This is a genomic window from Pseudomonas sp. GG8 (assembly GCF_052976945.1).
The window spans coordinates 3,915,588-3,936,597 of the sequence record NZ_JBRIIP010000001.1; the positions used below are offsets into that span (position 1 = coordinate 3,915,588).

Below are 21,010 nucleotides of genomic sequence, written 5' to 3' on the forward strand. Positions count from 1 at the left end.
GAGCCCTCCCTCTGTCAAAGGAAATTCAGGCCTTTCAATCTGTTGAAACTACTGCACTCGGCAATGCTGCGTTGAGAGCAGGCTCGAAATGCTCATTTACAGCCCGTAAACTCCGCATTCTCGCCTGCTCTCGCCTTGCCTTGCCTTCGCTCGCTACGTTTCAGCAGACTGAAAGCTCAATATTGAGTGCTGACTAGAATGACCTTTCACCTTTCGGAGAACAGCATGCCGCCCCTGCTACTCGCATCGAGCTCGCCCTACCGCCGTGAATTACTGGCTCGCCTGCGCCTGCCGTTCACCTGCTGCTCACCTGATATCGATGAAAGCCGCCGACCTGAAGAGCCCGCGATCGAACTGGTTCAGCGCCTGGCTCGAGAAAAGGCGCTGGCGCTTGCCGACAGCCACCCAGACCACCTGATCATAGGCTCGGATCAGGTCGCGGCCCTCAACGGCCAGATTCTAGGCAAACCCCACACGTTCGAACGCGCCCTGGAGCAGCTGTCAGCAGCCCGCGGCGCCAGCGTGACGTTTCTGACCGGCCTGGCACTGCTCAACAGCCGTACAGGCCACTGCCAGGTCGATTGCGTGCCGTTCACCGTCCACATGCGCGATCTGGATCAGGCCAGCCTTGAGCGCTATCTGCGCGCCGAGCAGCCCTACGATTGCGCAGGAAGCTTCAAGGCCGAAGGGTTGGGTGTAAGCCTGTTTCGCAGCACCGAAGGCAGCGACGCTACCAGCCTGATCGGCCTGCCCTTGATTCGCCTGATCGACATGCTACTGATGGAAGGGATCGCGATTCCTTAATCGTTGAAATGAAGAAGCCCGACCAATGGCCGGGCTTCTTTGCACGTACCGCTGATTTCGTTAACGCAACGACGGCCCCTGGAAGCCCATCCACATCGCTATCTGGTTAGCCATGCTGACACCCAGCTTCTTGGAGAAGCGATCAAACGATGACTCTTCGATGGTGTAATCGACTATTTCCTTCTCACCGATGATCTCACGCGCCACATAGCTGGCACTGCCGAGACCATCAACCAGGCCTAGCTGTTGCGCCTGCTCACCGGTCCACACCAACCCGGAGAACAACTCGGGATGGTCCTTGTCCTTCAGGCGATCACCGCGACCCTGCTTGACGCTGGCGATGAACTGGCGATGAGTGGTGTCCAGCACGCCTTGCCAGAATTGAGTTTCATCAGCCTTCTGTGGCTGGAACGGATCAAGGAACGCCTTGTGCTCGCCCGACGTGTAGGTACGACGATCAACGCCCAGCTTGTCCATGATCCCGACGAAACCGAAGCCGGCCGCCGTCACCCCAATGGAACCCACGAGACTCGCCTTGTCGGCATAGATCTGGTCGGCGGCACTGGCAATGTAATAAGCACCCGAAGCGCCGAGATCGGTGATGACCGCATAAACCTTGATATCCGGCTTCTCGGCGCGCAGCCGACGTATTTCGTCATAGATGTAGCCGGACTGTACCGGGCTGCCGCCTGGACTGTTGATACGCAGGATCACGCCCTTGGTCTTCGAATCCTCGAATGCCGTACGCAGACTGCCAACGATGTTATCGGCGCTGGCCGTTTCCTTGTCCGCGATCATCCCCCGCACTTCAATCAACGCAGTATGGTTCTTCCCGCGAGAAACACCTTTTTCGACACCCATCAGCGGCGTAAACAACATCAACGCACCAATGAGATAAGCGAATGTCAGCAGCTTGAAGAAAATGCCCCAGCGTCGTGAGCGGCGCTGCTCTTGCACACCGGCCAACAAGGTCTTTTCCAGCAGTTTCCAGCTTTTGTCGTCGGAACTACCGCCCTCGACTTCAGCCTTGCTGCCTTTCCATTCGTCCGACATGTTCAATCACCCTAAAAAATCAGCGCGCGCCCAACCAGGCGTGCAACTCTGGAAAACTCTCGATAGCCAGACGCGGCTCGAATTCGCGCAGCGATGCCAGTGTTTGCGCACCGTAACCCACCGCCACCGAATCCATGCCAGCGTTACGCGCCATCAATAAATCAAACGATGAATCGCCGATCATCAGCGCTTCCTCGGGTGCGACGTCGCAGTGCCGAAGGATCTCGTGCAGCATCAAAGGGTCCGGCTTGCTCGCGGTCTCATCGGCGGCACGCGTGATCTCGAAGTAATCCTCCCAACCATGCGCGCTCAGCACCCGGTCCAGGCCACGGCGCGACTTCCCCGTGGCAACTGCAAGCTGATACCCCTGAACACGAAACGCCTCGAGCGACTGCACGACACCCGCGAACAACGGCGAAGGCTCGGCCTCCAGCGCGATATAACTTTGCGCATAGTGATCACGAAAAGCTGTCATCAGGCTCGGAGAAATTTCGGGGTACAACGTGCGAATCGCTTCAGGCAAACCCAGACCAATGATGCCCTTGATCGAAAAATCATCGCGCGCGGCCAGATCACTAAGATGCGCCGCAGTACGCATTGCCTCGACGATACGACCAATGGAATCGGCCAGCGTGCCGTCCCAATCGAAAATCAGCAATTTATAATCAGGGCGCACTCAAACGCTCCACGGTTTTGGCCCACATGTCATCGACTGGCGCTTGCAGCTTCAGCTCACCACCGTCGGGCAACGGCACGGTCAGCATGTAGGCGTGCAAGAACAGGCGCTTGCCGCCCAGATCACGAATTTCACGACTGAAGTCTTCATCGCCGTATTTGGTGTCGCCTGCGATGCAATGTCCGGCGTGCAAGGTGTGGACACGAATCTGGTGCGTACGCCCGGTGACGGGTTTAGCCTCGATCATGGTGGCAAAATCACCGAAGCGACGCAGCACCTTGAAAATCGTCAGCGCCTCCTTGCCCTCATCGTTGACCTCGACCATGCGCTCGCCGGACCGCAGGTTACTCTTGAGCAATGGTGCGTTTACGCGCTTCTGAGTCGTCTCCCAGTGGCCACGGACCAAGGCCATATAACGTTTATCAACACCATCACCGCGCAATGCTTCATGCAGATGACGGAGCATGCTGCGTTTTTTTGCAATCATCAGCAGGCCAGACGTGTCCCGATCGAGCCGATGGACCAGCTCCAGCTCCTTGGCGTCCGGACGCATCTGACGAAAGGCTTCGATCACCCCGTAATTCAGACCGCTACCGCCATGCACAGCGATGCCGGCAGGCTTGTTCAGCACGATCAGCGCCTTGTCTTCGTAGACAATGGCCGCCTCCAGGCGCTGTAACAGCCCCTGAGCCACAGGCACGGGTTCGTCACGCTCAGGCAGGCGCAAAGGCGGGACGCGAATGATGTCGCCACCTTTCAGCTTGTACTCAGGTTTGATCCGACCTTTGTTCACCCGCACTTCGCCTTTGCGCAAAATGCGATAAATCAAGGTCTTGGGAACGCCCTTGAGATAGGTGAATAGAAAGTTATCGATGCGTTGACCGGCAAGTTCCGGCGCAACCTCAACCAGCTGGACGCCGGAGGTTGGGGGGGCAATATTCGTCATGCGGCAAATCATAACAATTTTTATGGATTTGAAGCACTTAATGATTACTGTTATAGTCGCGAACGTCGCCAAAAGCGGCCTGGCCAGCGGACAAACGGTATAACCACCGGCCCTGACCATCGCAATTACAAGGACGCAAGGCCGTCCGACGGGGCTTTCGCTGGATAACGGAAGGTCTGGAAACGTAACGAGCGCAGGTGACATGAGGCCTGAAACAAGCCAGATCGCAGAGTTATCACTCGCCTTCGGAGCCCATATTCACGGCCAGTTCACAAAGTGCAGTCGTTTGCAGACACTCAGGCGAATGCTTCGGAAATAAAGCCTCTAGCAATGATGCGCGATCTTCCCTATCGAAGACCGCGGTAAATGCCAACCCGTTGCGGATTCTGCGCGCGGCAGCACCCGAATTATCAGGGATACGTGCGGGGTGGAGACGCACAACCATCGGACCGTGTAGCACTAGGCTTTATTCAAGACGCTTCATATCGTCCGCTGCCGATGGTTGATTCCTCCTCCTGACAAAGCTTTTGCTGACAGGGTGTCTTTTGTCACCACAGCAAGCAGGAAACGTCGTCGCGACTCCGACCCCTCTGGTCGAAACTCGTTAGACACGGAGTGGCCAACCACTCCTGACGCGCCCTGACACCGACCGTGAGAAGTCGTGTGTGCCGAACGCCGTTTCCGGCAGCCCGGAAACCGACGGTACTACATGAAAAGAATGCTGATTAACGCAACCCAACCCGAAGAGTTGCGTGTTGCACTGGTAGATGGCCAACGCCTCTACGACCTGGACATCGAATCAGGTGCGCGCGAGCAGAAGAAGGCCAACATCTATAAAGGCCGGATTACTCGCATCGAACCAAGCCTCGAGGCTGCCTTTGTCGATTTTGGCTCTGAGCGCCATGGCTTCCTGCCACTCAAAGAAATCTCCCGCGAATACTTCAAGAAAGCACCTGAAGGCCGCGTCAACATCAAGGACGTCCTGACCGAAGGCCAGGAAGTTATCGTTCAGGTCGAAAAAGAAGAACGTGGCAACAAGGGCGCAGCCCTGACCACCTTCATCAGCCTGGCCGGTCGTTACCTGGTGCTGATGCCGAACAACCCGCGTGCCGGCGGCATTTCGCGCCGCATCGAAGGCGAAGAACGCAATGAATTGCGTGAAGCGCTGAATGGCCTGATCGCTCCGGCCGACATGGGCTTGATCGTGCGCACTGCCGGCCTTGGCCGCAGCAGCGAAGAAATGCAGTGGGACCTCGACTACCTGCTGCAACTCTGGACCGCTATCAAAGAAGCGTCGCTTGATCGTTCCGCGCCGTTCCTGATCTATCAGGAAAGCAACGTCATCATCCGCGCCATCCGCGATTACCTGCGCCAGGACATCGGCGAAGTGCTGATCGACAGCGTTGAAGCTCAGGAAGAAGCCCTGACCTTTATCCGCCAGGTGATGCCGCAGTACGCCAGCAAGATCAAGCTCTACGAAGACAGCGTACCGCTGTTCAACCGTTTCCAGATCGAAAGCCAGATCGAGACCGCTTTCCAGCGGGTCGTCGAATTGCCTTCCGGTGGCTCCATCGTCATCGATCCGACCGAAGCTCTGGTGTCCATCGACATCAACTCGGCGCGCGCCACTAAAGGCAGCGACATCGAAGAAACCGCACTGCAAACCAACCTGGAAGCGGCTGAAGAAATCGCCCGCCAGTTGCGTCTGCGTGATATCGGCGGCCTGATCGTCATCGACTTCATCGACATGACGCCAGCCAAGAACCAGCGCGCCGTGGAAGAGAAAGTCCGCGAAAGCCTGGAACAAGACCGTGCCCGCGTCCAGGTGGGTCGCATCTCGCGTTTCGGCTTGCTGGAAATGTCCCGTCAGCGCCTGCGTCCATCGCTGGGCGAAAGCAGCGGCATCGTTTGCCCTCGTTGCAACGGCACCGGCATCATTCGTGATGTTGAATCGCTGTCGCTGGCAATCCTGCGCCTGATCGAAGAAGAAGCCCTGAAAGATCGCACTGCAGAAGTTCGCGCTCAGGTGCCAATCCCGGTGGCGGCGTTCCTGCTCAACGAAAAACGCAACTCGATCACCAAGATCGAACTGCGTACTCGTGCTCGCATCGTCATCCTGCCGAACGATCACCTCGAAACGCCGCACTTCGAAGTGCAGCGTCTGCGTGATGACAGCCCGGAAGCCCACACCAACCAGTCCAGCTACGAAATCGCTGCGGCTGCCGCTGAAGTGGAAGAAGTGCCGCCAGCCCCGGCCGCGACCCGCACCCTGGTTCGCCAGGAAGCTGCAGTCAAAACCGCTCCGCCGCGCGCCAACGCGCCGATGCCGGTTGAAGCCGTTGCCGTTGCACCGACACCTGCTCCCGTTGCTCACGAACCAAGCCTGTTCAAAGGTCTGGTGAAGTCGCTGGTCAGCCTGTTCGCCACCAAGGAAGAGCCTGCAGCACCGGTCGTGGTCGAAAAACCAGCCGCTGCTGAACGTCCTGCTCGCACCGAAGAGCGCCGTAACGGTCGTCAGCAGAGCCGCAGCCGCACTGGCCGCCGCGATGAAGAACGCAAACCACGCGAAGAACGCGCCCCTCGCGAGGCCCGTGAAGAACGCGCACCGCGCGAAGAGCGTGCCCCTCGTGAAGAACGTGCGCCACGTGAAGTGCGTGAAGTGCGCGAAGAGACTACAGCCCCTCGCGAAGAGCGCGCACCTCGCCCGCCTCGTGAAGAACGCGCTCCACGTGCGCCACGTGAAGATCGCAAGCCACGCGAAGAGCGTCCGGTCCGCGAACTGCGCGAGCCTCTGGATGCTGTTGCTCCAGTTGAAGTCCGTAGCGAAGAGCGTCCTGAGCGCGCACCGCGTGAAGAACGCCAACCGCGTGCACCGCGTGAAGAGCGTCAGCCACGTGCCGAACAGGCCGTAGCTGTCAGCGAAGAAGAAGTGCTGCCTAACGAAGAGCTGTTGCAGGATGACAATCAGGATGACACCGAAGGTGATCGCCCTCGTCGTCGTTCACGTGGTCAGCGTCGTCGCAGCAACCGTCGCGAGCGTCAACGTGATGCCAACGGCAATGTGATCGAAGGTTCGGAAGGCGCTGAAGAAAGCACCACCGAAGAAACCACCTCCGATCTGGCTGCCGGTCTGGCAGTCACTGCCGCCGTTGCCAGCAGCGTGATCAGCGCACCGGCCGAAGCCGATGCACACCGTCAGGCTGAACGCGCCACTGCCGCAGTAGAAGCAAGCGATGCGCCAGCCGTCGAGACCCCAGTGGTTGAAGCGCAGGCCGCAGACGTTGCACCGAGCGCAGCAGAAGCCGCTCCGGACGTTGAAGTCCAGGCTGTAGTACCACGCGAAGAGCCCCCAGCACCGGTTGAACAACCAGCAGCCGCTCAGGCTGAACTGTTCAGCGCACCGGTCGTCGAGCACGCAGCGTCGTACCACAAAGCACCCGTAGCGCCTGTTCAGGAAGAGGTTCAGGCAACTGAATCGTCAGCACTGCCGACCGAAGCACCTGCTGCGCCGGCCGTCGCTGAACCTGTCATCGCCGAACCCGTGACGCCTGCTCCGGAAGTCAAAGCCGAACCAGCACCTGAAGCAGTGGTTGAAGCCATCGCTGAAGAAGCCCCGGCTCTTCCAGTCAGCAGCACTGGCCGTGCGCCGAACGATCCTCGCGAAGTGCGTCGTCGCAAGCGTGAAGCCGAGCGTCTGCTGAAAGAAGCTGAAGAAGCAGCTGCCAACGCTCCACAGGTTGTCGCTGTAGAACCGGCTCCAGTCGTTGCTGAAATCGAATCGACCCAGCACGTTGAAAGCACCGAACAAGTGCCGGTCATCGATGAGAACCTGCGTTCGATTGAAGACGTTGTGAAGCAGCACCCTGAAGTACTGGAAGAAAGCAAAGAGCCTAAACCGCTCGCTTAATCCCGGCTGATGAAAAAGCCCCCACCTGCGCGAGCAGATGGGGGCTTTTTCATGCCTGCGAAACGGGTTTACCCAGCGGACGCGAAGGTGGTAATCCAGGCACATCAGTCAATCAAGGCGTGAACACCAACGATGCAGGTGTATCGACGTCCCACAGCACGCCGGGGTCGTCGACCGGCACTTCCCGCACCCGCCCAGCCTGAAACAAGCGTCTTGCGCCCCGCTCGCCCGCCAATGCCATCAACGGCAGGCAAAACTGACGGCCGAATGCTACGGGATGACCGTATTCTCCAGCGCTGACCGGCACACTGACGGACCCTTCTTCCAGCGAGCCAATCACCCGAACCAGGGTGTCGGGCAAGATAAATGGCATATCCCCCAACACAACCAGCCAACCACGATGATCGGGCTGAGCGGTAACCGCCGCCGCGATGCTGTCGCCCATACCGCCTGACGCCAGCAACTCCACCTGGCAGCCATAACGCAGTCCCAGCTCAATGACCTCAAGACGCTCGGGACGGGTCAGTAGCACACAGTTATCCACAGCCCCTTTATCCACAGCCGCTTGCAAGTTCAGCAACACCTGCTCAAGCACCGGGCGCACAATTCCGTCGCGCCCGACACACGGAGCCAGTAACTTATCTTGATCCGCACCGGCAACGGCCCGATAGCGACTGCCCTGCCCTGCGGCAAGCACCACAGCACACAGGGTTGTGCTCAATGCGCCGTCTCTGCGCTGAGGGGTTTTTTCTGCTTCAAGGGAATGCCGTTTTTAAGGGCCACGATCTCTGCCATCAATGACAGCGCGATTTCTGCGGGGGTATGGCTGCCAATGTGCAGACCGACAGGCCCATGCAAACGTCCGATAATCTCAGCATCCATGCCCAGTTGAGCAAGATTTTCCCGACGCTTCTGGCTGGTGGCCCTCGACCCAAGCGCGCCCACGTAGAACGCGTTGGAACTCAATGCCGTGAGCAGGGCCATATCATCCAGGCGCGGGTCATGGGTCAGGGCAACGATGGCGGTGCGCTCGTCGGGCTCGATGGTCAACACGGCATCATCCGGCATTCCGGGCACGAAGCGCGCTTGCTGATCCTCCCAACCGTAGGCAAATTCTTTGCGCGGATCACAGATCAGCACGTCGAAATCCAGCAGACGGGCGATCTCGGCGACATACCGCGACAATTGCCCCGCGCCAATCAACATCAAACGCCAGCGCGGCCCATAGATTGTGCGCAGGGTCTGCCCATCGAACGTCACCCCCTCTTCACGACTGGCCGGGTGCAGGCTGACAGCGCCAGACTGCAGATTCAGCTCGCGAGCGACGATCTGGTGATCCCCGCAGCGCTGCAATACGTCGGCAACCCACTGCACATCGCCGACCCACTCTTCGGCCAAACGCAGCGTGCCGCCGCACGGCAGACCAAATCGGGCGGCCTCTTCGCGGGTCACGCCATAGGTCACCAGGTGCACGCCATTACTGGCGTGTACACGCCCCTCCTGCAAGCGCGCGATCAGGTCGTCCTCGATGCAGCCACCCGATACGGAGCCGATGACTATGCCGTCTTCGCGCAAGGCCAGCATCGCGCCGGGTGGCCGAGGCGCGCTGCCCCAGGTCTGCACCACGCTGTACAACAGCACGCGATGCCCCGCGCGGCGCCATTCGAGCACGCTGCGCAGGACATTCAGGTCAACGCTGTCCATCAGACTTTGGCCTGTTTCGCCTGCCAGCCGTTGAGCTGATAGCGAATCGGCAGGCTGCGGATCCGTTGGCCTGTGGCGGCGAAGATCGCGTTGCACAAGGCCGGCGCAATCGGCGGTACACCTGGCTCGCCAACACCGCCCAACGGCACCTCACCGGCAGGCGTCACCAGATGCACGGCGACGTGCTTGGGCGCCAGCGACATGCGCGCAACTTCGTACATGTGGAAGTTGTCCTGCTGAACCTTGCCGTCCTTAAAGCTGATTTCCCCCAGCACTGCGTTGCCCAGGCCCATCACGCAAGCACCTTCGAACTGCGAGCGAATCCGCTCCGGGTTGATCTGCGGCCCGCAATCCACGGCGATGTCGGCTTTGTGCACGATCAAGGTCCCGTCATCCTTGACCTCGACCTCGATCACTGCCGCCACATAGGTGACGAAGCTGTAATGCGCGGCCAGGCCAAGGCCACGGCCCTTGGGCAATTTACGCCCCCAATCGGCTTCCTTGGCGGCCCGCTCGATCACTGCACGCAAGCGCGCGGTATCAATCGGGTAACGCTCTGGCGATTCACCGTAATTCCACTCTTCACTGAGGGTACGTGGATCGATCTGCCGATCCGGGCCCAGGAGTTTGAGCTGGTACTTCAAGGGGTCTTGCTTCGCTTTGGCTGCCAGTTCATCGATAAAGCTCTGCACCGCAAACCCGTGGGGGATGTTCGATACCGAGCGGTACCAGCCCACACGGGTATGCGCCACGGCCTCGGGGTTTTCCAGGCGGACATTGGGGATTGCGTACGGCATGTTGGTGAAGCCCATGCCCAGTTCGAACGCACCTTCGTTCTTGACCCCCGGCGCAAACAGCGCGGTGATGCTCGGCGCTACGGTGCGGTGCAACCAGCCAGACGGCATGCCGTCCTTATCGAGGCTGGCCTTGAGGTATTCCGCCGACACCGTGTGGAAGTAAGAGTTATGAACATCGTCTTCCCGCGTCCATTGGACCCGCACCGCTTTACCGGGCATGGCTTTGGCAAGGATCGCCGCTTCGATCACGAAGTCCGGTTTCGACTTGCGCCCGAAACCGCCGCCCAGCAGGGTGACATTGACCGTGACCTTGTCGAAGTGGATGCCCAGACGGTCCGCGATCCGCGTGCGGGTCACTTGCGGCGCCTGGCTCGGTGCCCAGGCTTCGCATACGCCATCCTGGAAACGGGCAATGGCAACCATCGGCTCCATCGGCGATTGCGCCAGATGCGGCAAGTAATACGAAGCGTCGAGCGTGCTATGAGCCTTGCTCAGGGCGGCGTCGATATCACCCGTGCTGCGGACCACTTTGCCTGATTTCTGCGCGGCAGCTTCAATTTCCTTGCGGTAAGCGACCGAGTCGTAACTGGCGTTGACGCCATCATCCCACTCGATTTTCAGCGCATCACGGCCTTTGATCGCAGCCCAGGTGTTGCTGGCGATCACCGCCACACCGCCCAGCGGCTGGAACTCGGAAGGCAGCGGGCTGCTCTCGATTTCCATGACTTTGATCACACCGGGCACTTTCAGGGCAGCGCTGGAGTCAACGGATTTAACCTTGCCGCCATACACCCGTGGCCGCGCAATGGTGGCGTAGAGCATGCCGTCGAAATGCACATCAGCGCCATAAATCGCCCGGCCATTGACGATGTCATCACCATCGAGGGCGCGCGTTGCTTCCTTACCGATATAACGGAACTCGGAAGGCTGCTTGAGGCGCAAGCTGTCACGGGCAGGCACGGCCAATGCACCGGCCGCCGTGGCCAACTCGCCATAGCCCAACTCACGGCCTGTCGGCCTGTGGATAACTTTATGCAGCTGCGCGTGGCATTCGGCCAATGGCACTTTCCATTGATCGGCAGCGGCTTGTTCGAGCATGGTCCGCGCGGCAGCACCGCAGCGGCGCATAGGCTCATACCAGTGGCGCATGCTGCGCGAACCGTCGGTGTCCTGGTTGCCGAAGCGTACCTCGTCGCCGGGTGCCTGCTTGACCTTGACCCGCGTCCAATCGGCTTCCAGTTCGTCCGCGACCACCATGCTCAGGCTGCTGCGAATACCCTGACCCATTTCGGAACGGTTGCACGTCACCGTCACAGTGCCGTCGGCGTCGATGCTGACGTAGACCTTCGGGTCATCGATCCAGCCGTGCGGCATGCCGTCGGCGCCGAACTTCTTCTCATCGGCGAAAGCATCCTGCCAACCCCAACTGGCAGCCAGTACCAGTGCGCTGGTTGCGCCGACACCTTTAAGGAAGCCGCGACGGCTCAAATTATTCAGGGCGAAATCGTTCAGGGACTGGCTCATGCCTTGGCCTCCTTCAGGTGAGTCGCGGCCTGATGGATCGCGGTTTTGATCCGGTTATAGGTACCGCAACGGCAGATGTTGCCAGCCATATAGTCTTCAATCTGGGCATCGCTAGGTGCCGGATTGCTCTTGAGCAAGGCGGTCGCGGACATGATTTGCCCACCCTGACAGAAGCCGCATTGGGCCACGCCATTATCGAGCCAGGCTTGCTGTACCACTTGACCGACCGGATCGCTGTGCAGGTTATCGATGGTGGTGACCGGTTGACCGACCACGCTGCCAATCGGGGTGACACATGAGCGCGCCGGCTCACCATTGATGTGGATGGTGCAGGCACCGCACACGCCCATGCCACAGCCGAATTTGGTCCCGGTGTAACCCGCGATGTCCCGGATAGCCCACAGCAGTGGCATATCGTCAGTCGCATCCAATTGGTGATCTTTGCCATTGAGATTCAGGGTAATCATGGAGCACGCCGCCTATTTATCAGGGGTTCGAGACGAGCGATCTTTCTCTGGATTCAGCTCTTTGGCTGAGGCAGATCGGCTCAGGCTAATACAGGACCGTGTCGCACAGCCCCTCGGTTCGGATGCATCAACAAGTCGCTCGCCTTACATCGATAGCAAGCTAACTAAAAAGCGTTTAAGCGAACGAGTCCGCCTCAGGGATTCTGATGGTTCTAATGAAACAGGAGCAAAGCGAGGGTAGAGAATAGCCCTAAAAACAACCGAACCTTAGTAAAGGTTCGGCTCCATTTCCAATTGCACGTTATAGCGCTGGGCAATGTCATTTTGAATACGTTGCGCCAGGTTCAGCAGCTGCAACCCGGTGGCGTTGCCATAATTGACCAACACCAGTGACTGCAGGCGATGTACCCCCGCCCCGTTGCCCGCGTCGCGATACCCTTTCCACCCCGCGTGCTCGATCAGCCAGCCCGCAGCCAGCTTCACTTGACCATCAGCCTGTGGATAAGCAGTCAGACCCGGATATTGGCGCTTCAGTTCAGCTGCCAATGAAGCGGGTACCAATGGATTTTTGAAAAAACTGCCCGCATTACCCAAGACGGCCGGGTCCGGCAGTTTTTCGCTGCGGATCGCACAGATCGCCAGACTGACATCCTTGGGCGTCGGCTGAACGATGCCCTGTTCATCCAGACGCTGACGTACAGGCCCGTATTCCAGATGCAGGTGCGCCGCGCGACTCAGTAAAAAGCGCACGCGCAGAATCACCCAGTGCCCCGTGTCGCGCTTGAACACGCTGTCGCGGTAAGCGAAAGCGCAGTCGCCAAGGGAAAACTCACGCAGCTCACCTGTCTGGCGGTCCAGCGCAGTCAGGCTGTGGAATACATCCTTGATTTCGACACCATAGGCACCAATGTTCTGCATCGGCGCAGCGCCCACGGTGCCAGGAATCAGGCTGAGGTTTTCCAGGCCGGACAGGCCCTGCTCAAGGCTCCACAGCACAAAGGGATGCCAAGCCTCACCCGCCTCGGCTTCCACGATGACCTGCTCGCCATCGTCGGCAAGTAGACGAACGCCGCGACTGGTCATGCGCAGCACCAGTGCCTGAATATCGGCCGTCAGCAACAGATTGCTGCCGCCGCCAATGACCAGCAATGGCAGCCCGTGTTCAGCCGAAAACGCCAATGCCTGGCGCACCTCATCGTCGTTGTGGGCTTCGGCGAACGCTTTGGCGCTCACGTCCACGCCAAAGGTGTTGAACGGCTTGAGGGAAACCGCGGACTGCACCTGCAAGGCCATCAAACCTCCAGCAAGCGGCGCACGCGCTCAAGGTCTTCAGCGGTGTCGACACCGGCTGGCGGCGCTTCCACTGCATCGGCGACGTGAATACGCACGCCATGCCACAGGGCACGCAGTTGCTCCAGGCTCTCTGTATCTTCCAGCCAGCACGGGCCCCAACTGACGAAGTCGTGAAGGAAACCCGCACGGTAGGCGTAGATCCCGATATGTCGGCGATACGGGACGCCGGCCGGCAACTGATCGCGATCCTTGGCCAGGGCGTCACGCGCCCACGGCAATGGTGCGCGACTGAACGTCAGGGCCAGGCCATTGAGATCAGCCACGACTTTGACCACGTTCGGATTAAACAGGCTGGCCACATCGTCGATCGGTTCGGCCAGGGTCGACATCCGCGCTTCCGGGTGTGCCGCCAGGTTGTCCGCCACTTGATCGATCACCGCAGGCGGGATCATCGGCTCATCACCCTGCACGTTGACCACGATGGCGTCGTGCGCCAGGCCCAGTTGAGCGGCGACTTCGGCCAGGCGGTCGGTACCGGAGTTGTGGTCGTCACGGGTCAGCAGCACTTCGGCGCCAAAAGCACGGCAAGCCTCGACGATGCGCGCATCATCAGTGGCCACTACCACGCGCTCAGCGCTGCTTTTACGCGCCTGTTCCCAGACGTGCTGGATCATCGGCTTGCCAGCGATCATTTTCAGGGGCTTGCCGGGGAAACGGCTGGAGCCGAAACGCGCCGGAATAACAACCGTGAACGCTGCAGTCATTTATCCAGACGCTCTTCGGTGGACAGGGTGCGCGCTTCGCTTTCCAGCATCACCGGAATGCCATCACGAATCGGATAGGCCAGGCCAGCGCCTTTGCTGATCAGCTCGGTTTTGTCGGCGCTGAGCTTGAGCGGCCCTTTGCAGATCGGGCAAGCGAGGATGTCGAGCAATTTGGTGTCCATAAAAAATCCTGTGATGTTGCTGTTATTTACGGAGAAAGTGGCGAAATGGGCAACAGGCGTAACAACTGCGAATCGAACCAACTGACGAAGGCGGCTGAAGGCTGCGCATCCACAGCCAGATACCACCAATCGTCAGCGGCGAAGGTCCGGCACTTCACGGCATCCTTCTCGGTCATGATCAGCGGCAACGACGGTGTGAACGTCAACGCCTGCGCACTGTAGACTGCGTGATCGGCGAACGCGTGGGGAACAGGCTGCCAGTGTAGCCCTTCGAGGGTGTTGAAGAAACGTTGTGGATTGCCAATTCCGGCCACCGCATGCAGCGCTTGTCCGGCCGGAAAGTGATCCAGCGGCAGACGCTCGCCGCTGCGCAGGTTGACCAGGGCGGTGGGTTTGAGAACAAATGCGAAGCCGTCCTCGCGGTCGCTGACGGCGCCGTTATAAAGCACCGCATCGACGCTATTCAGGCGCTCCATCGGTTCGCGCAAGGGGCCTGCGGGCAGGCAGCGGCGATTACCCAGGCCGCGAACGGCATCGATCAATACCAGTTCCAGATCCCGGGCCAGGCGATAATGTTGCAGGCCATCGTCGCTCAGGATCAGGTCCAGCGGCTCGGCATCGAGCAAGGCACGCACGGCGCGACTGCGGTCCGGGTCGATCATCAGGGCTACGCCGCTGCGCTGCACGATCAACAACGGTTCGTCACCGGTTTCGCTGGCACTTTGCCCGACACGGACCCGCCACGGGAAACTCGGCGGTGTAGCGCCGTACCCCCGGCTGACCACCCCGACCCGCAGACCCTGGTTGCGACAGTGCTCGATCAACCACAGGATCATCGGCGTCTTACCTGTACCGCCCACCGTGACGTTACCCACCACCAGCACCGGGACCGACGCCTTATAGATGTCGCCTTCACCGGCCAGGAAGCGCGCCCGTTTTTTCTGCACCACTCGCCGGTACACCCATTCCAGCGGGCGTAGCAGGCCAAGCGCAGGATGGCCGGTGTACCAGGCATTGAGTAAACGGTCGGTCAGCGCCATCAGTTAGCCGTTGGCGCCTCGACGGTGGTCATGCGCAGGTGGCTGAAACCCAGCTTGCCCGCTGCATCCATCGCTGTGATAACGGCTTGGTGAGGGGTTTTTCCGTCGGCGCTGATCGAGAGCGGCAGTGTCGTATCACCAGCCGACTCCTTCTGCAGCGCGTCGATCAGCGTTGGCAGATCATTCTTGGGCAGCAACCGGTTATTCAGCGAATAGACGCCATCGGCACTGATTGCGATGTCCAGGTGTTTAAGTTCTGAATCGGCTTCCGGAGTGCCGGTGACCGCTTGCGGCAATTCGACACGCAACTGGGTCTCACGGGTAAACGTGGTGGTGACAACGAAGAACAGCAGCAGGATAAACACCACGTCGATCAACGACACGAGGTTGATGTCGATGATCTCCCGCGGTTTACGGCGGCGGAATTTCACGCTTTACCCTCGGTCAGATCGACGTCACGGTCGCCCTGCACCACTTCGACCAGCTTGATCGCTTCCTGCTCCATGCCCACCACCAGTTCATCGACCCGACTTTGCAGGAACCGGTGGAAGAAGATGGCAGGAATACCGACCATCAGGCCGGAAGCGGTACAGATCAGCGCTTTGGATATACCGCCAGCCAGTATCGCCGCATTGGTAGTCATGCCTGAGTTCACGAACGAACCAAAGATATCGATCATGCCCAGCACCGTCCCCAGCAAACCGAGCAACGGCGCCATGGCAGCAATGGTGCCCAACGCACTCAGGTAACGCTCGAGTTCATGAATGACCCGCGCCGCAGCCTCTTCGATGCACTCTTTCATGATCTCGCGACCATGTTTGGAGTTCGCCAGACCCGCCGCGAGAATCTCGCCCAGCGGTGAGTCGGCGCGCAGCTCTTTGAGCTTGTCGCTGTTAAGTTGCTTGTCTTTGATCCAGCGCCACACCTGACCGAGCAAATGCGGCGGGGTGATGCGGCTGGCACGCAACGTCCAGAGCCGCTCGATAATGATCGCGACAGCAGCGATGGAACTCAGAATGATTGGCAGCATCATCCAACCGCCTGATTTGACCAGTTCCCACACAGTGACGACCCCTTGAAAAAAGTGGCGTCACTCTACCATAGGGCCGCCCGCACGCCGAACCCCGCGATGAATAACCGCCCTGATCAATCGCGCCAGAAGCGCCGTCGGGCACGCTCTCCTTGCGCCTCACCGAATACCCCCAGTTGCAGACGAATCGCGCCCAGTTCGGCGCTGTCATAAGGCTGCACGGCCAAGGCTGCATAGCGCGCCATTACCTGTGGGTGCGGGTGCCCGAACGCATTGTTGCGCCCACGGGAGATCAATACTCTTTCAGGCGCCACCGCCTTGAGAAACGCCGTGGATGAGGAACTGCGGCTCCCATGATGCGGCGCCTGCAACCAATGCGCGCGAACATCGAACCCGCTGTCGAGCACGGCACGTTCGGCTCCGGCTTCAATATCGCCAGTCAACAACAAACGCTCACCATTGGCCTCGACCCGCAGTACGCAGGAAGCCTCGTTACTCTCTGTCGCGTGTTCCCAGCGCCAGGTCGAGAAATGCACACCATCCCACTGCCATTGCTCACCGTTCTGACAGGACTGAGCCTGCAAGAGTGGCGGCAACTTGGCTACCTCGCCAGCCAGTACGCGGGCAACAGGCAAGCTTTTATAGACGGCCTGCGCCCCACCCGCATGGTCGGCATGCGCATGACTGATCAACATCAAATCGAGCTGGCGTACGCCGGTCTTGCGTATCGACGGCAGCACCACGCGCTGGCCAATATCGAAATCACCGAAGCGCGGGCCTGCGTCATACAACAGCGTGTGCTGGCGCGTCCGCAACACAATCGCCAGGCCCTGTCCCACATCCAGCTGCATCACCTCGACCTGACCATAGGGCACGCTCTTCACTGGCGGGAACACGCACAGCAGCAACAGCGGCCAGCCCAACAGACGCAATGGCACGCCCTTGGGCAGCAGCAACAAGACGCCGCCAAGCATGCTCAGCCACCACGCCCACCACGGCACCGCACTGCCGATCCAGGCCGGGACCCACCCAGCGACCCACGCCAACCCCTGAAACAGCCACCCCAGCAGACCTCCAGCCAGCCACAGCAAACCCTCGCCAATACCGGGCACCGGCAATAACACAGTGCCGAGCAGCGCCAGCGGCAACACGACGACGCTGATCCATGGCACCGCGAGCAAATTGGCCAATGGCCCGCTGAGACTGACCGGCAGGTTCAACGCGAGCACTACCGGGAGCAACCCGATGGCGATCAACCATTGCGCACGGGTCCAGCTTTGCAGCCAGCTCCAGGCGCCCAGCCGACCACTGAATACCAGAATCAGGATCGCGACGGCGGCAAAGGACAACCAAAAACCGGGTTGCAAACTGACCAGCGGTTCGACGACCAGTACCGCGTTGAGTGACAACAACAAGGGCCACCACACACCCAGGTGACGGAAGCGCAGACGCCAGAGCAGGACCATACCGATCATCGTGCAGGCTCGGCGCACCGGCACTTCAAAACCAGCCAGCAAGCCGTAACCGAGCGCTGCGGCAAACGCCAGGCCACACGCACAGGGCAACCACGGCAAACGGCGCGGCCACAGCCCCCAACGCGCCAGCCCGGCGACCAGCGCGTAAATCAACCCGGCCAGTAACCCGATATGCTGGCCCGAGATCACCAGCAGATGCACAGTGCCGGTGTCCTGCAGCACTTGCCAATCAGCCGGCGTCAGCCCTGAATCGTCGCCCAGCACCAGCGCCGCCAGCCCGCCTTGACGTCCTTGTGCATCGACTGCCAGCAACCGCTGACGCACCGCATCGCGCCAAGCTGAACGCGCAGGCGCGAGCAATTGCCCATCCGCCACGGTACCGGTCGCGCCAATGCGCTGCGCCAACAACCAGGCTTCGTAGTCGAATGAATCAGGATTAATCAGGCCCGCCGGACGCTTGAGCTTGACCGCCAGCCGCCAGTGCTCGCCGCTGCGCACACCAGAGCCGCCGTACCACGCCAGACGCATGTGCTCAGGCAACCGGGCACGACGTGATTGCGCACCGTCGAGTTGAAAACGCACCACGCCGTCACTCGACTGCGGCAAGCCGACCACCTTGCCTTGCACCCATAGCGTCTGGCCGTCGAGTCGAGGCAGCAGGCGATCATCCAGCGCCCATTGCGCCGACACACACGCCCAACTGAAGCCGAACAGAAAAAACGCCAGCGGATAACTTCGAAACGGCAACAGCATCAGCGCCAAGACGGGCGTCAACAGCAACAGCCAAAACGGTGGCAATGCCGGCATGAAACGAATAGCCAAAAGACCCAGCGCGAGCGCCACCATCCCTGTGCGCATAAGTCTGTCCTTGAGAAGTCCACCCCTTGGATTAGCGCACCCTGCCAGACCCCGCTTTTATTAATTGTCACAAAGTCTGAATTTGATGTAGGCAGAATCTAGGCATACTGACCCACACACCCGGGACGAGACCCCCTATGCCGCGTCGTCTATTCAAACGCTACATGCCTGACCCGACCCGCATCAGGGAACACAAATCCTTACGTTTTCTCGGTCGTCTTCTGCATGATCCGAACCTCTGGCACCTCAATCGCCACTCCGTCTCGCGTGCGATGGGCATCGGGCTGTTCGCAGCATTTATGCCCATTCCCTTGCAGATGTTGTTGGCGGCCATGCTGGCCATCGCGGTGCGCGGCAATATGCCGATTGGCGTCAGCCTGGTCTGGCTGACCAATCCAGTCACGATGCCTCCGGTGTTTTATTGCACGTACCGGATCGGTGCCTGGCTGATGCAATTGCCACCACGCCACCTGCCGCCTGAACTGTCCTGGGAGTGGATCAGCGGGCAGTTATCAACCTTGTGGCAGCCCTTCTTGCTGGGCTCTGTAGTGACAGGCATCGTATTTGGCACACTGGCATACGGCCTGACCCAGCTGTATTGGCGCTGGTGGGTCAGCAGGCAGTGGCGTTTGCGGAGGGAGAAGAGGAAGTGAAGCTGTCAGGCTGACGCAATCCGTGGGGGCAAATAAATTCGCTTCCACGGATTGAGTACACCGCCTGTACAGAGGAAGCCTACTGACGCATCCCGCGCCCGCTGATCAGCAGACGCGCACAGCCCAGGTACAAAATAACGGTCGCCACGACCATGAACGTCAGGGCGATGCTGATGCGGATGTCCGACACACCCAGGATGCCGTAACGGAAGGCGTTGACCATGTGCAGCACCGGGTTGGCCATGGACACGGTCTGCCAGAACGGCGGCAGCAGGTTGATCGAGTAAAACACCCCGCCCAGGTAGGTCAACGGCGTCAGGACGAAGGTCGGAATAATCGAGATATCGTCGAAGTTGCGCGCAAAGACGGCGTTGATGAAGCCCAGCAGCGAGAAAATCGTTGCCGTCAGCACGACCACCACTATCGTGATCCCCAAGTGATGGACCTGCAGGTCAGTAAAGAACATCGACAACAGGGTCACGATCAGGCCCACCATCAAACCGCGCAGTACGCCCCCAAGGGTGTAGCCGATCAGAATGGTGTGCGGCGAGACCGGCGAGACCATCAACTCTTCGATCGAACGCTGAAACTTGGCGCCGAAGAAGCTCGACACAACGTTGCCATAGGAGTTGGTGATCACCGACATCATGATCAGGCCCGGCACGATGTACTGCATGTAGGTGAAGCCACCCATGTCGCCAATCTGCCGGCCGATCAGGTTGCCGAAGATTACGAAGTACAACACCATGGTGATCGCTGGCGGCAGCAACGTTTGCGGCCAGATACGGGTGAAACGACGGATCTCGCGATAGACGATGGTTTGCAGGGCAATCAGGTTGGGACGCAGCTCGGAGCCAGGATTGGAACTCATACCGCCACCTTCGCCAGGTTTTTTTCCACCAGAGAAACGAACAGCTCCTCAAGGCGATTGGTTTTATTACGCAGGCTCAGCACTTCGACTTTCTGCGCGGCCAACTGACCGAACAGCGCGGTGATGCCAACGGTCTTGTCCACTTGCACTTCCAGGGTATGGCTGTCGACCAACTTCGCCGGGTAACCAATCAAGGTCGGCGCCACCTGATACGCATCCCTCAGATCAAGCAAAAACGTCTCGACGTGCAGCGTATTCAGCAGTTGCTTCATGCCCATGTTCTGGACGATGACGCCGTGATCGATGATCCCGATATTACGGCACAGGTGCTCAGCCTCTTCCAGGTAGTGCGTGGTGAGGATGATGGTGATGCCTTTCTCGTTCAGCTCGGTGAGGAAGGTCCACATTGAGCGACGCAGCTCAATGTCCACGCCCGCCGTCGGCTCATCAAGAATCAACAGACGCGGTTCGTGGATCAACGCCCGAGCGATCATCAGACGGCGCTTCATGCCGCCGGACAACGCACGCGATGGCACGTCGCGTTTGTCCCACAAGCCCAGTTGAGTCAGGTATTGCTCGGCCCGCTCTTTGGCGATTTTGGGTGGGATACCGTAGTACCCGGCTTGGGTTACCACAATGTCGAACGTCTTTTCGAACTGGTTGAAATTGAATTCCTGCGGCACCACACCGATGCACCGCTTGAGCGCTGCGGGCTCGCGATCCAGGTCATGACCAAAGATATTCACTGTACCGCTGGTTTTGTTGACCAGGGTCGAGATGATGCCGATGGTGGTGGATTTTCCGGCGCCATTGGGGCCGAGCAATGCGAAGAAATCACCTTCAGCGACATCCAGATCGATACCACTCAGGGCCTGGAAACCGTTGCCGTAGGTTTTGGTTAGCTGCCGGATGGACAGAGCGGAACTCATATCTGAAATACGCACCAAGAAGGGGGAAGGAAGAATA

General features: G+C 59.6%; 19 protein-coding genes and 1 pseudogene. 3 read left to right on the forward strand and 17 right to left on the reverse strand.

The features are described 5' to 3' along the window. Positions 1-225: 225 nt before the first annotated feature. The gene (locus ACVBEG_RS18850; RefSeq protein WP_447108183.1) at positions 226-804 is read left to right on the forward strand and encodes a Maf family protein; all 579 of its coding nucleotides are present in this window, start codon (positions 226-228) and stop codon (positions 802-804) included. Positions 805-864: 60 nt separating this feature from the next. On the opposite strand, the gene sppA is transcribed toward ACVBEG_RS18850, so the two are convergent. The 3 genes from sppA to rluC are packed head-to-tail and all read right to left on the reverse strand — an operon-like array spanning position 865 to position 3,479. Further along, positions 865-1,857: a signal peptide peptidase SppA gene (sppA, locus tag ACVBEG_RS18855; RefSeq protein ID WP_447108184.1), complete on the reverse strand. Its 993-nt coding sequence runs from the start codon at positions 1,855-1,857 to the stop codon at positions 865-867. A gap of 19 nt (positions 1,858-1,876) precedes the next feature. Then, the gene (locus ACVBEG_RS18860; RefSeq protein WP_322180840.1) at positions 1,877-2,533 is read right to left on the reverse strand and encodes an HAD-IA family hydrolase; all 657 of its coding nucleotides are present in this window, start codon (positions 2,531-2,533) and stop codon (positions 1,877-1,879) included. Then, the gene (rluC, locus tag ACVBEG_RS18865) at positions 2,523-3,479 is read right to left on the reverse strand and encodes a 23S rRNA pseudouridine(955/2504/2580) synthase RluC (RefSeq protein WP_447108185.1); all 957 of its coding nucleotides are present in this window, start codon (positions 3,477-3,479) and stop codon (positions 2,523-2,525) included. The genes ACVBEG_RS18860 and rluC overlap by 11 nt, the downstream gene beginning before the upstream one ends. 709 nt (positions 3,480-4,188) lie before the next feature. On the opposite strand from rluC, the gene rne reads away from it, so the two are divergent. Then, positions 4,189-7,386: a ribonuclease E gene (gene rne, locus ACVBEG_RS18870; RefSeq protein WP_323565952.1), complete on the forward strand. Its 3,198-nt coding sequence runs from the start codon at positions 4,189-4,191 to the stop codon at positions 7,384-7,386. Between the two features lie 112 nt (positions 7,387-7,498). On the opposite strand, the gene ACVBEG_RS18875 is transcribed toward rne, so the two are convergent. The 12 genes and pseudogenes from ACVBEG_RS18875 to ACVBEG_RS18930 all read right to left on the reverse strand — a co-directional run bounded on the left by ACVBEG_RS18875 (position 7,499) and on the right by ACVBEG_RS18930 (position 18,520). Beyond that, the gene (locus ACVBEG_RS18875) at positions 7,499-8,107 is read right to left on the reverse strand and encodes a nucleotidyltransferase family protein (protein WP_322217403.1); all 609 of its coding nucleotides are present in this window, start codon (positions 8,105-8,107) and stop codon (positions 7,499-7,501) included. Then, positions 8,104-9,090 (reverse strand): XdhC family protein, encoded by a 987-nt coding sequence (locus ACVBEG_RS18880; RefSeq protein WP_447108186.1) that lies wholly within the window; start codon positions 9,088-9,090, stop codon positions 8,104-8,106. Before ACVBEG_RS18880 ends, ACVBEG_RS18875 begins: the two co-directional genes overlap by 4 nt. Continuing rightward, positions 9,090-10,709, reverse strand: coding sequence for a xanthine dehydrogenase family protein molybdopterin-binding subunit (locus tag ACVBEG_RS18885; RefSeq protein ID WP_416194642.1), 1,620 nt, complete (start codon positions 10,707-10,709; stop codon positions 9,090-9,092). Before ACVBEG_RS18885 ends, ACVBEG_RS18880 begins: the two co-directional genes overlap by 1 nt. 204 nt (positions 10,710-10,913) lie before the next feature. Further along, a pseudogene (locus tag ACVBEG_RS18890) lies at positions 10,914-11,345 on the reverse strand (molybdopterin cofactor-binding domain-containing protein); the annotation flags it as partial. 62 nt (positions 11,346-11,407) lie between these two features. Further along, positions 11,408-11,878: a (2Fe-2S)-binding protein gene (locus ACVBEG_RS18895; RefSeq protein ID WP_219061639.1), complete on the reverse strand. Its 471-nt coding sequence runs from the start codon at positions 11,876-11,878 to the stop codon at positions 11,408-11,410. Positions 11,879-12,145: 267 nt separating this feature from the next. Further along, complete coding sequence (gene murB, locus ACVBEG_RS18900) at positions 12,146-13,171, reverse strand: UDP-N-acetylmuramate dehydrogenase (protein WP_330201742.1); 1,026 nt, start codon at positions 13,169-13,171, stop codon at positions 12,146-12,148. Next, positions 13,171-13,935 (reverse strand): 3-deoxy-manno-octulosonate cytidylyltransferase, encoded by a 765-nt coding sequence (gene kdsB, locus ACVBEG_RS18905; RefSeq protein WP_322217415.1) that lies wholly within the window; start codon positions 13,933-13,935, stop codon positions 13,171-13,173. The genes murB and kdsB overlap by 1 nt, the downstream gene beginning before the upstream one ends. Next, entirely contained in the window at positions 13,932-14,117 is a 186-nt protein-coding gene (locus ACVBEG_RS18910; RefSeq protein ID WP_058437370.1) for a Trm112 family protein, read from the reverse strand. Before ACVBEG_RS18910 ends, kdsB begins: the two co-directional genes overlap by 4 nt. Positions 14,118-14,143: 26 nt before the next feature. Continuing rightward, positions 14,144-15,157, reverse strand: coding sequence for a tetraacyldisaccharide 4'-kinase (gene lpxK, locus ACVBEG_RS18915; protein ID WP_322217418.1), 1,014 nt, complete (start codon positions 15,155-15,157; stop codon positions 14,144-14,146). Next, complete coding sequence (locus ACVBEG_RS18920) at positions 15,157-15,588, reverse strand: ExbD/TolR family protein (RefSeq protein WP_323569283.1); 432 nt, start codon at positions 15,586-15,588, stop codon at positions 15,157-15,159. Before ACVBEG_RS18920 ends, lpxK begins: the two co-directional genes overlap by 1 nt. Then, on the reverse strand, positions 15,585-16,220 hold the full coding sequence (locus ACVBEG_RS18925; RefSeq protein WP_322180865.1) for a MotA/TolQ/ExbB proton channel family protein: 636 nt from the start codon (positions 16,218-16,220) through the stop codon (positions 15,585-15,587). Before ACVBEG_RS18925 ends, ACVBEG_RS18920 begins: the two co-directional genes overlap by 4 nt. An 83-nt stretch (positions 16,221-16,303) precedes the next feature. Further along, positions 16,304-18,520, reverse strand: a complete 2,217-nt coding sequence (locus ACVBEG_RS18930) for a DNA internalization-related competence protein ComEC/Rec2 (protein ID WP_447108187.1) — start codon at positions 18,518-18,520, stop codon at positions 16,304-16,306. Between the two features lie 137 nt (positions 18,521-18,657). On the opposite strand from ACVBEG_RS18930, the gene ACVBEG_RS18935 reads away from it, so the two are divergent. Then, positions 18,658-19,173, forward strand: a complete 516-nt coding sequence (locus ACVBEG_RS18935) for a DUF2062 domain-containing protein (protein ID WP_322180869.1) — start codon at positions 18,658-18,660, stop codon at positions 19,171-19,173. 79 nt (positions 19,174-19,252) lie between these two features. Here ACVBEG_RS18935 and ACVBEG_RS18940 read toward each other — a convergent pair whose 3' ends face one another. Together ACVBEG_RS18940 and ACVBEG_RS18945 are read right to left on the reverse strand one after the other, a co-directional pair. After that, a complete protein-coding gene (locus ACVBEG_RS18940; RefSeq protein WP_322180871.1) occupies positions 19,253-20,044 on the reverse strand; it encodes an ABC transporter permease in 792 nt (263 codons plus the stop codon). Continuing rightward, a complete protein-coding gene (locus ACVBEG_RS18945; protein ID WP_322180873.1) occupies positions 20,041-20,973 on the reverse strand; it encodes an ABC transporter ATP-binding protein in 933 nt (310 codons plus the stop codon). Before ACVBEG_RS18945 ends, ACVBEG_RS18940 begins: the two co-directional genes overlap by 4 nt. Between the last annotated feature and the right edge of the window lie 37 nt (positions 20,974-21,010).

Excerpts from the sequence above, each read along its gene's own strand:
- ACVBEG_RS18850 (WP_447108183.1), top strand. The coding sequence starts at position 226 with ATGCCGCCCCTGCTACTCGCATCGAGCTCGCCCTACCGCCGTGAATTA.
- sppA (WP_447108184.1), bottom strand. The coding sequence starts at position 1,857 with ATGTCGGACGAATGGAAAGGCAGCAAGGCTGAAGTCGAGGGCGGTAGT.
- rluC (WP_447108185.1), bottom strand. The coding sequence starts at position 3,479 with ATGACGAATATTGCCCCCCCAACCTCCGGCGTCCAGCTGGTTGAGGTT.
- rne (WP_323565952.1), top strand. The coding sequence starts at position 4,189 with ATGAAAAGAATGCTGATTAACGCAACCCAACCCGAAGAGTTGCGTGTT.
- ACVBEG_RS18880 (WP_447108186.1), bottom strand. The coding sequence starts at position 9,090 with ATGGACAGCGTTGACCTGAATGTCCTGCGCAGCGTGCTCGAATGGCGC.
- ACVBEG_RS18885 (WP_416194642.1), bottom strand. The coding sequence starts at position 10,709 with ATGCTCTACGCCACCATTGCGCGGCCACGGGTGTATGGCGGCAAGGTT.
- ACVBEG_RS18895 (WP_219061639.1), bottom strand. The coding sequence starts at position 11,878 with ATGATTACCCTGAATCTCAATGGCAAAGATCACCAATTGGATGCGACT.
- murB (WP_330201742.1), bottom strand. The coding sequence starts at position 13,171 with ATGGCCTTGCAGGTGCAGTCCGCGGTTTCCCTCAAGCCGTTCAACACC.
- kdsB (WP_322217415.1), bottom strand. The coding sequence starts at position 13,935 with ATGACTGCAGCGTTCACGGTTGTTATTCCGGCGCGTTTCGGCTCCAGC.
- ACVBEG_RS18910 (WP_058437370.1), bottom strand. The coding sequence starts at position 14,117 with ATGGACACCAAATTGCTCGACATCCTCGCTTGCCCGATCTGCAAAGGG.
- lpxK (WP_322217418.1), bottom strand. The coding sequence starts at position 15,157 with ATGGCGCTGACCGACCGTTTACTCAATGCCTGGTACACCGGCCATCCT.
- ACVBEG_RS18930 (WP_447108187.1), bottom strand. The coding sequence starts at position 18,520 with ATGCGCACAGGGATGGTGGCGCTCGCGCTGGGTCTTTTGGCTATTCGT.
- ACVBEG_RS18935 (WP_322180869.1), top strand. The coding sequence starts at position 18,658 with ATGCCGCGTCGTCTATTCAAACGCTACATGCCTGACCCGACCCGCATC.
- ACVBEG_RS18940 (WP_322180871.1), bottom strand. The coding sequence starts at position 20,044 with ATGAGTTCCAATCCTGGCTCCGAGCTGCGTCCCAACCTGATTGCCCTG.
- ACVBEG_RS18945 (WP_322180873.1), bottom strand. The coding sequence starts at position 20,973 with ATGAGTTCCGCTCTGTCCATCCGGCAGCTAACCAAAACCTACGGCAAC.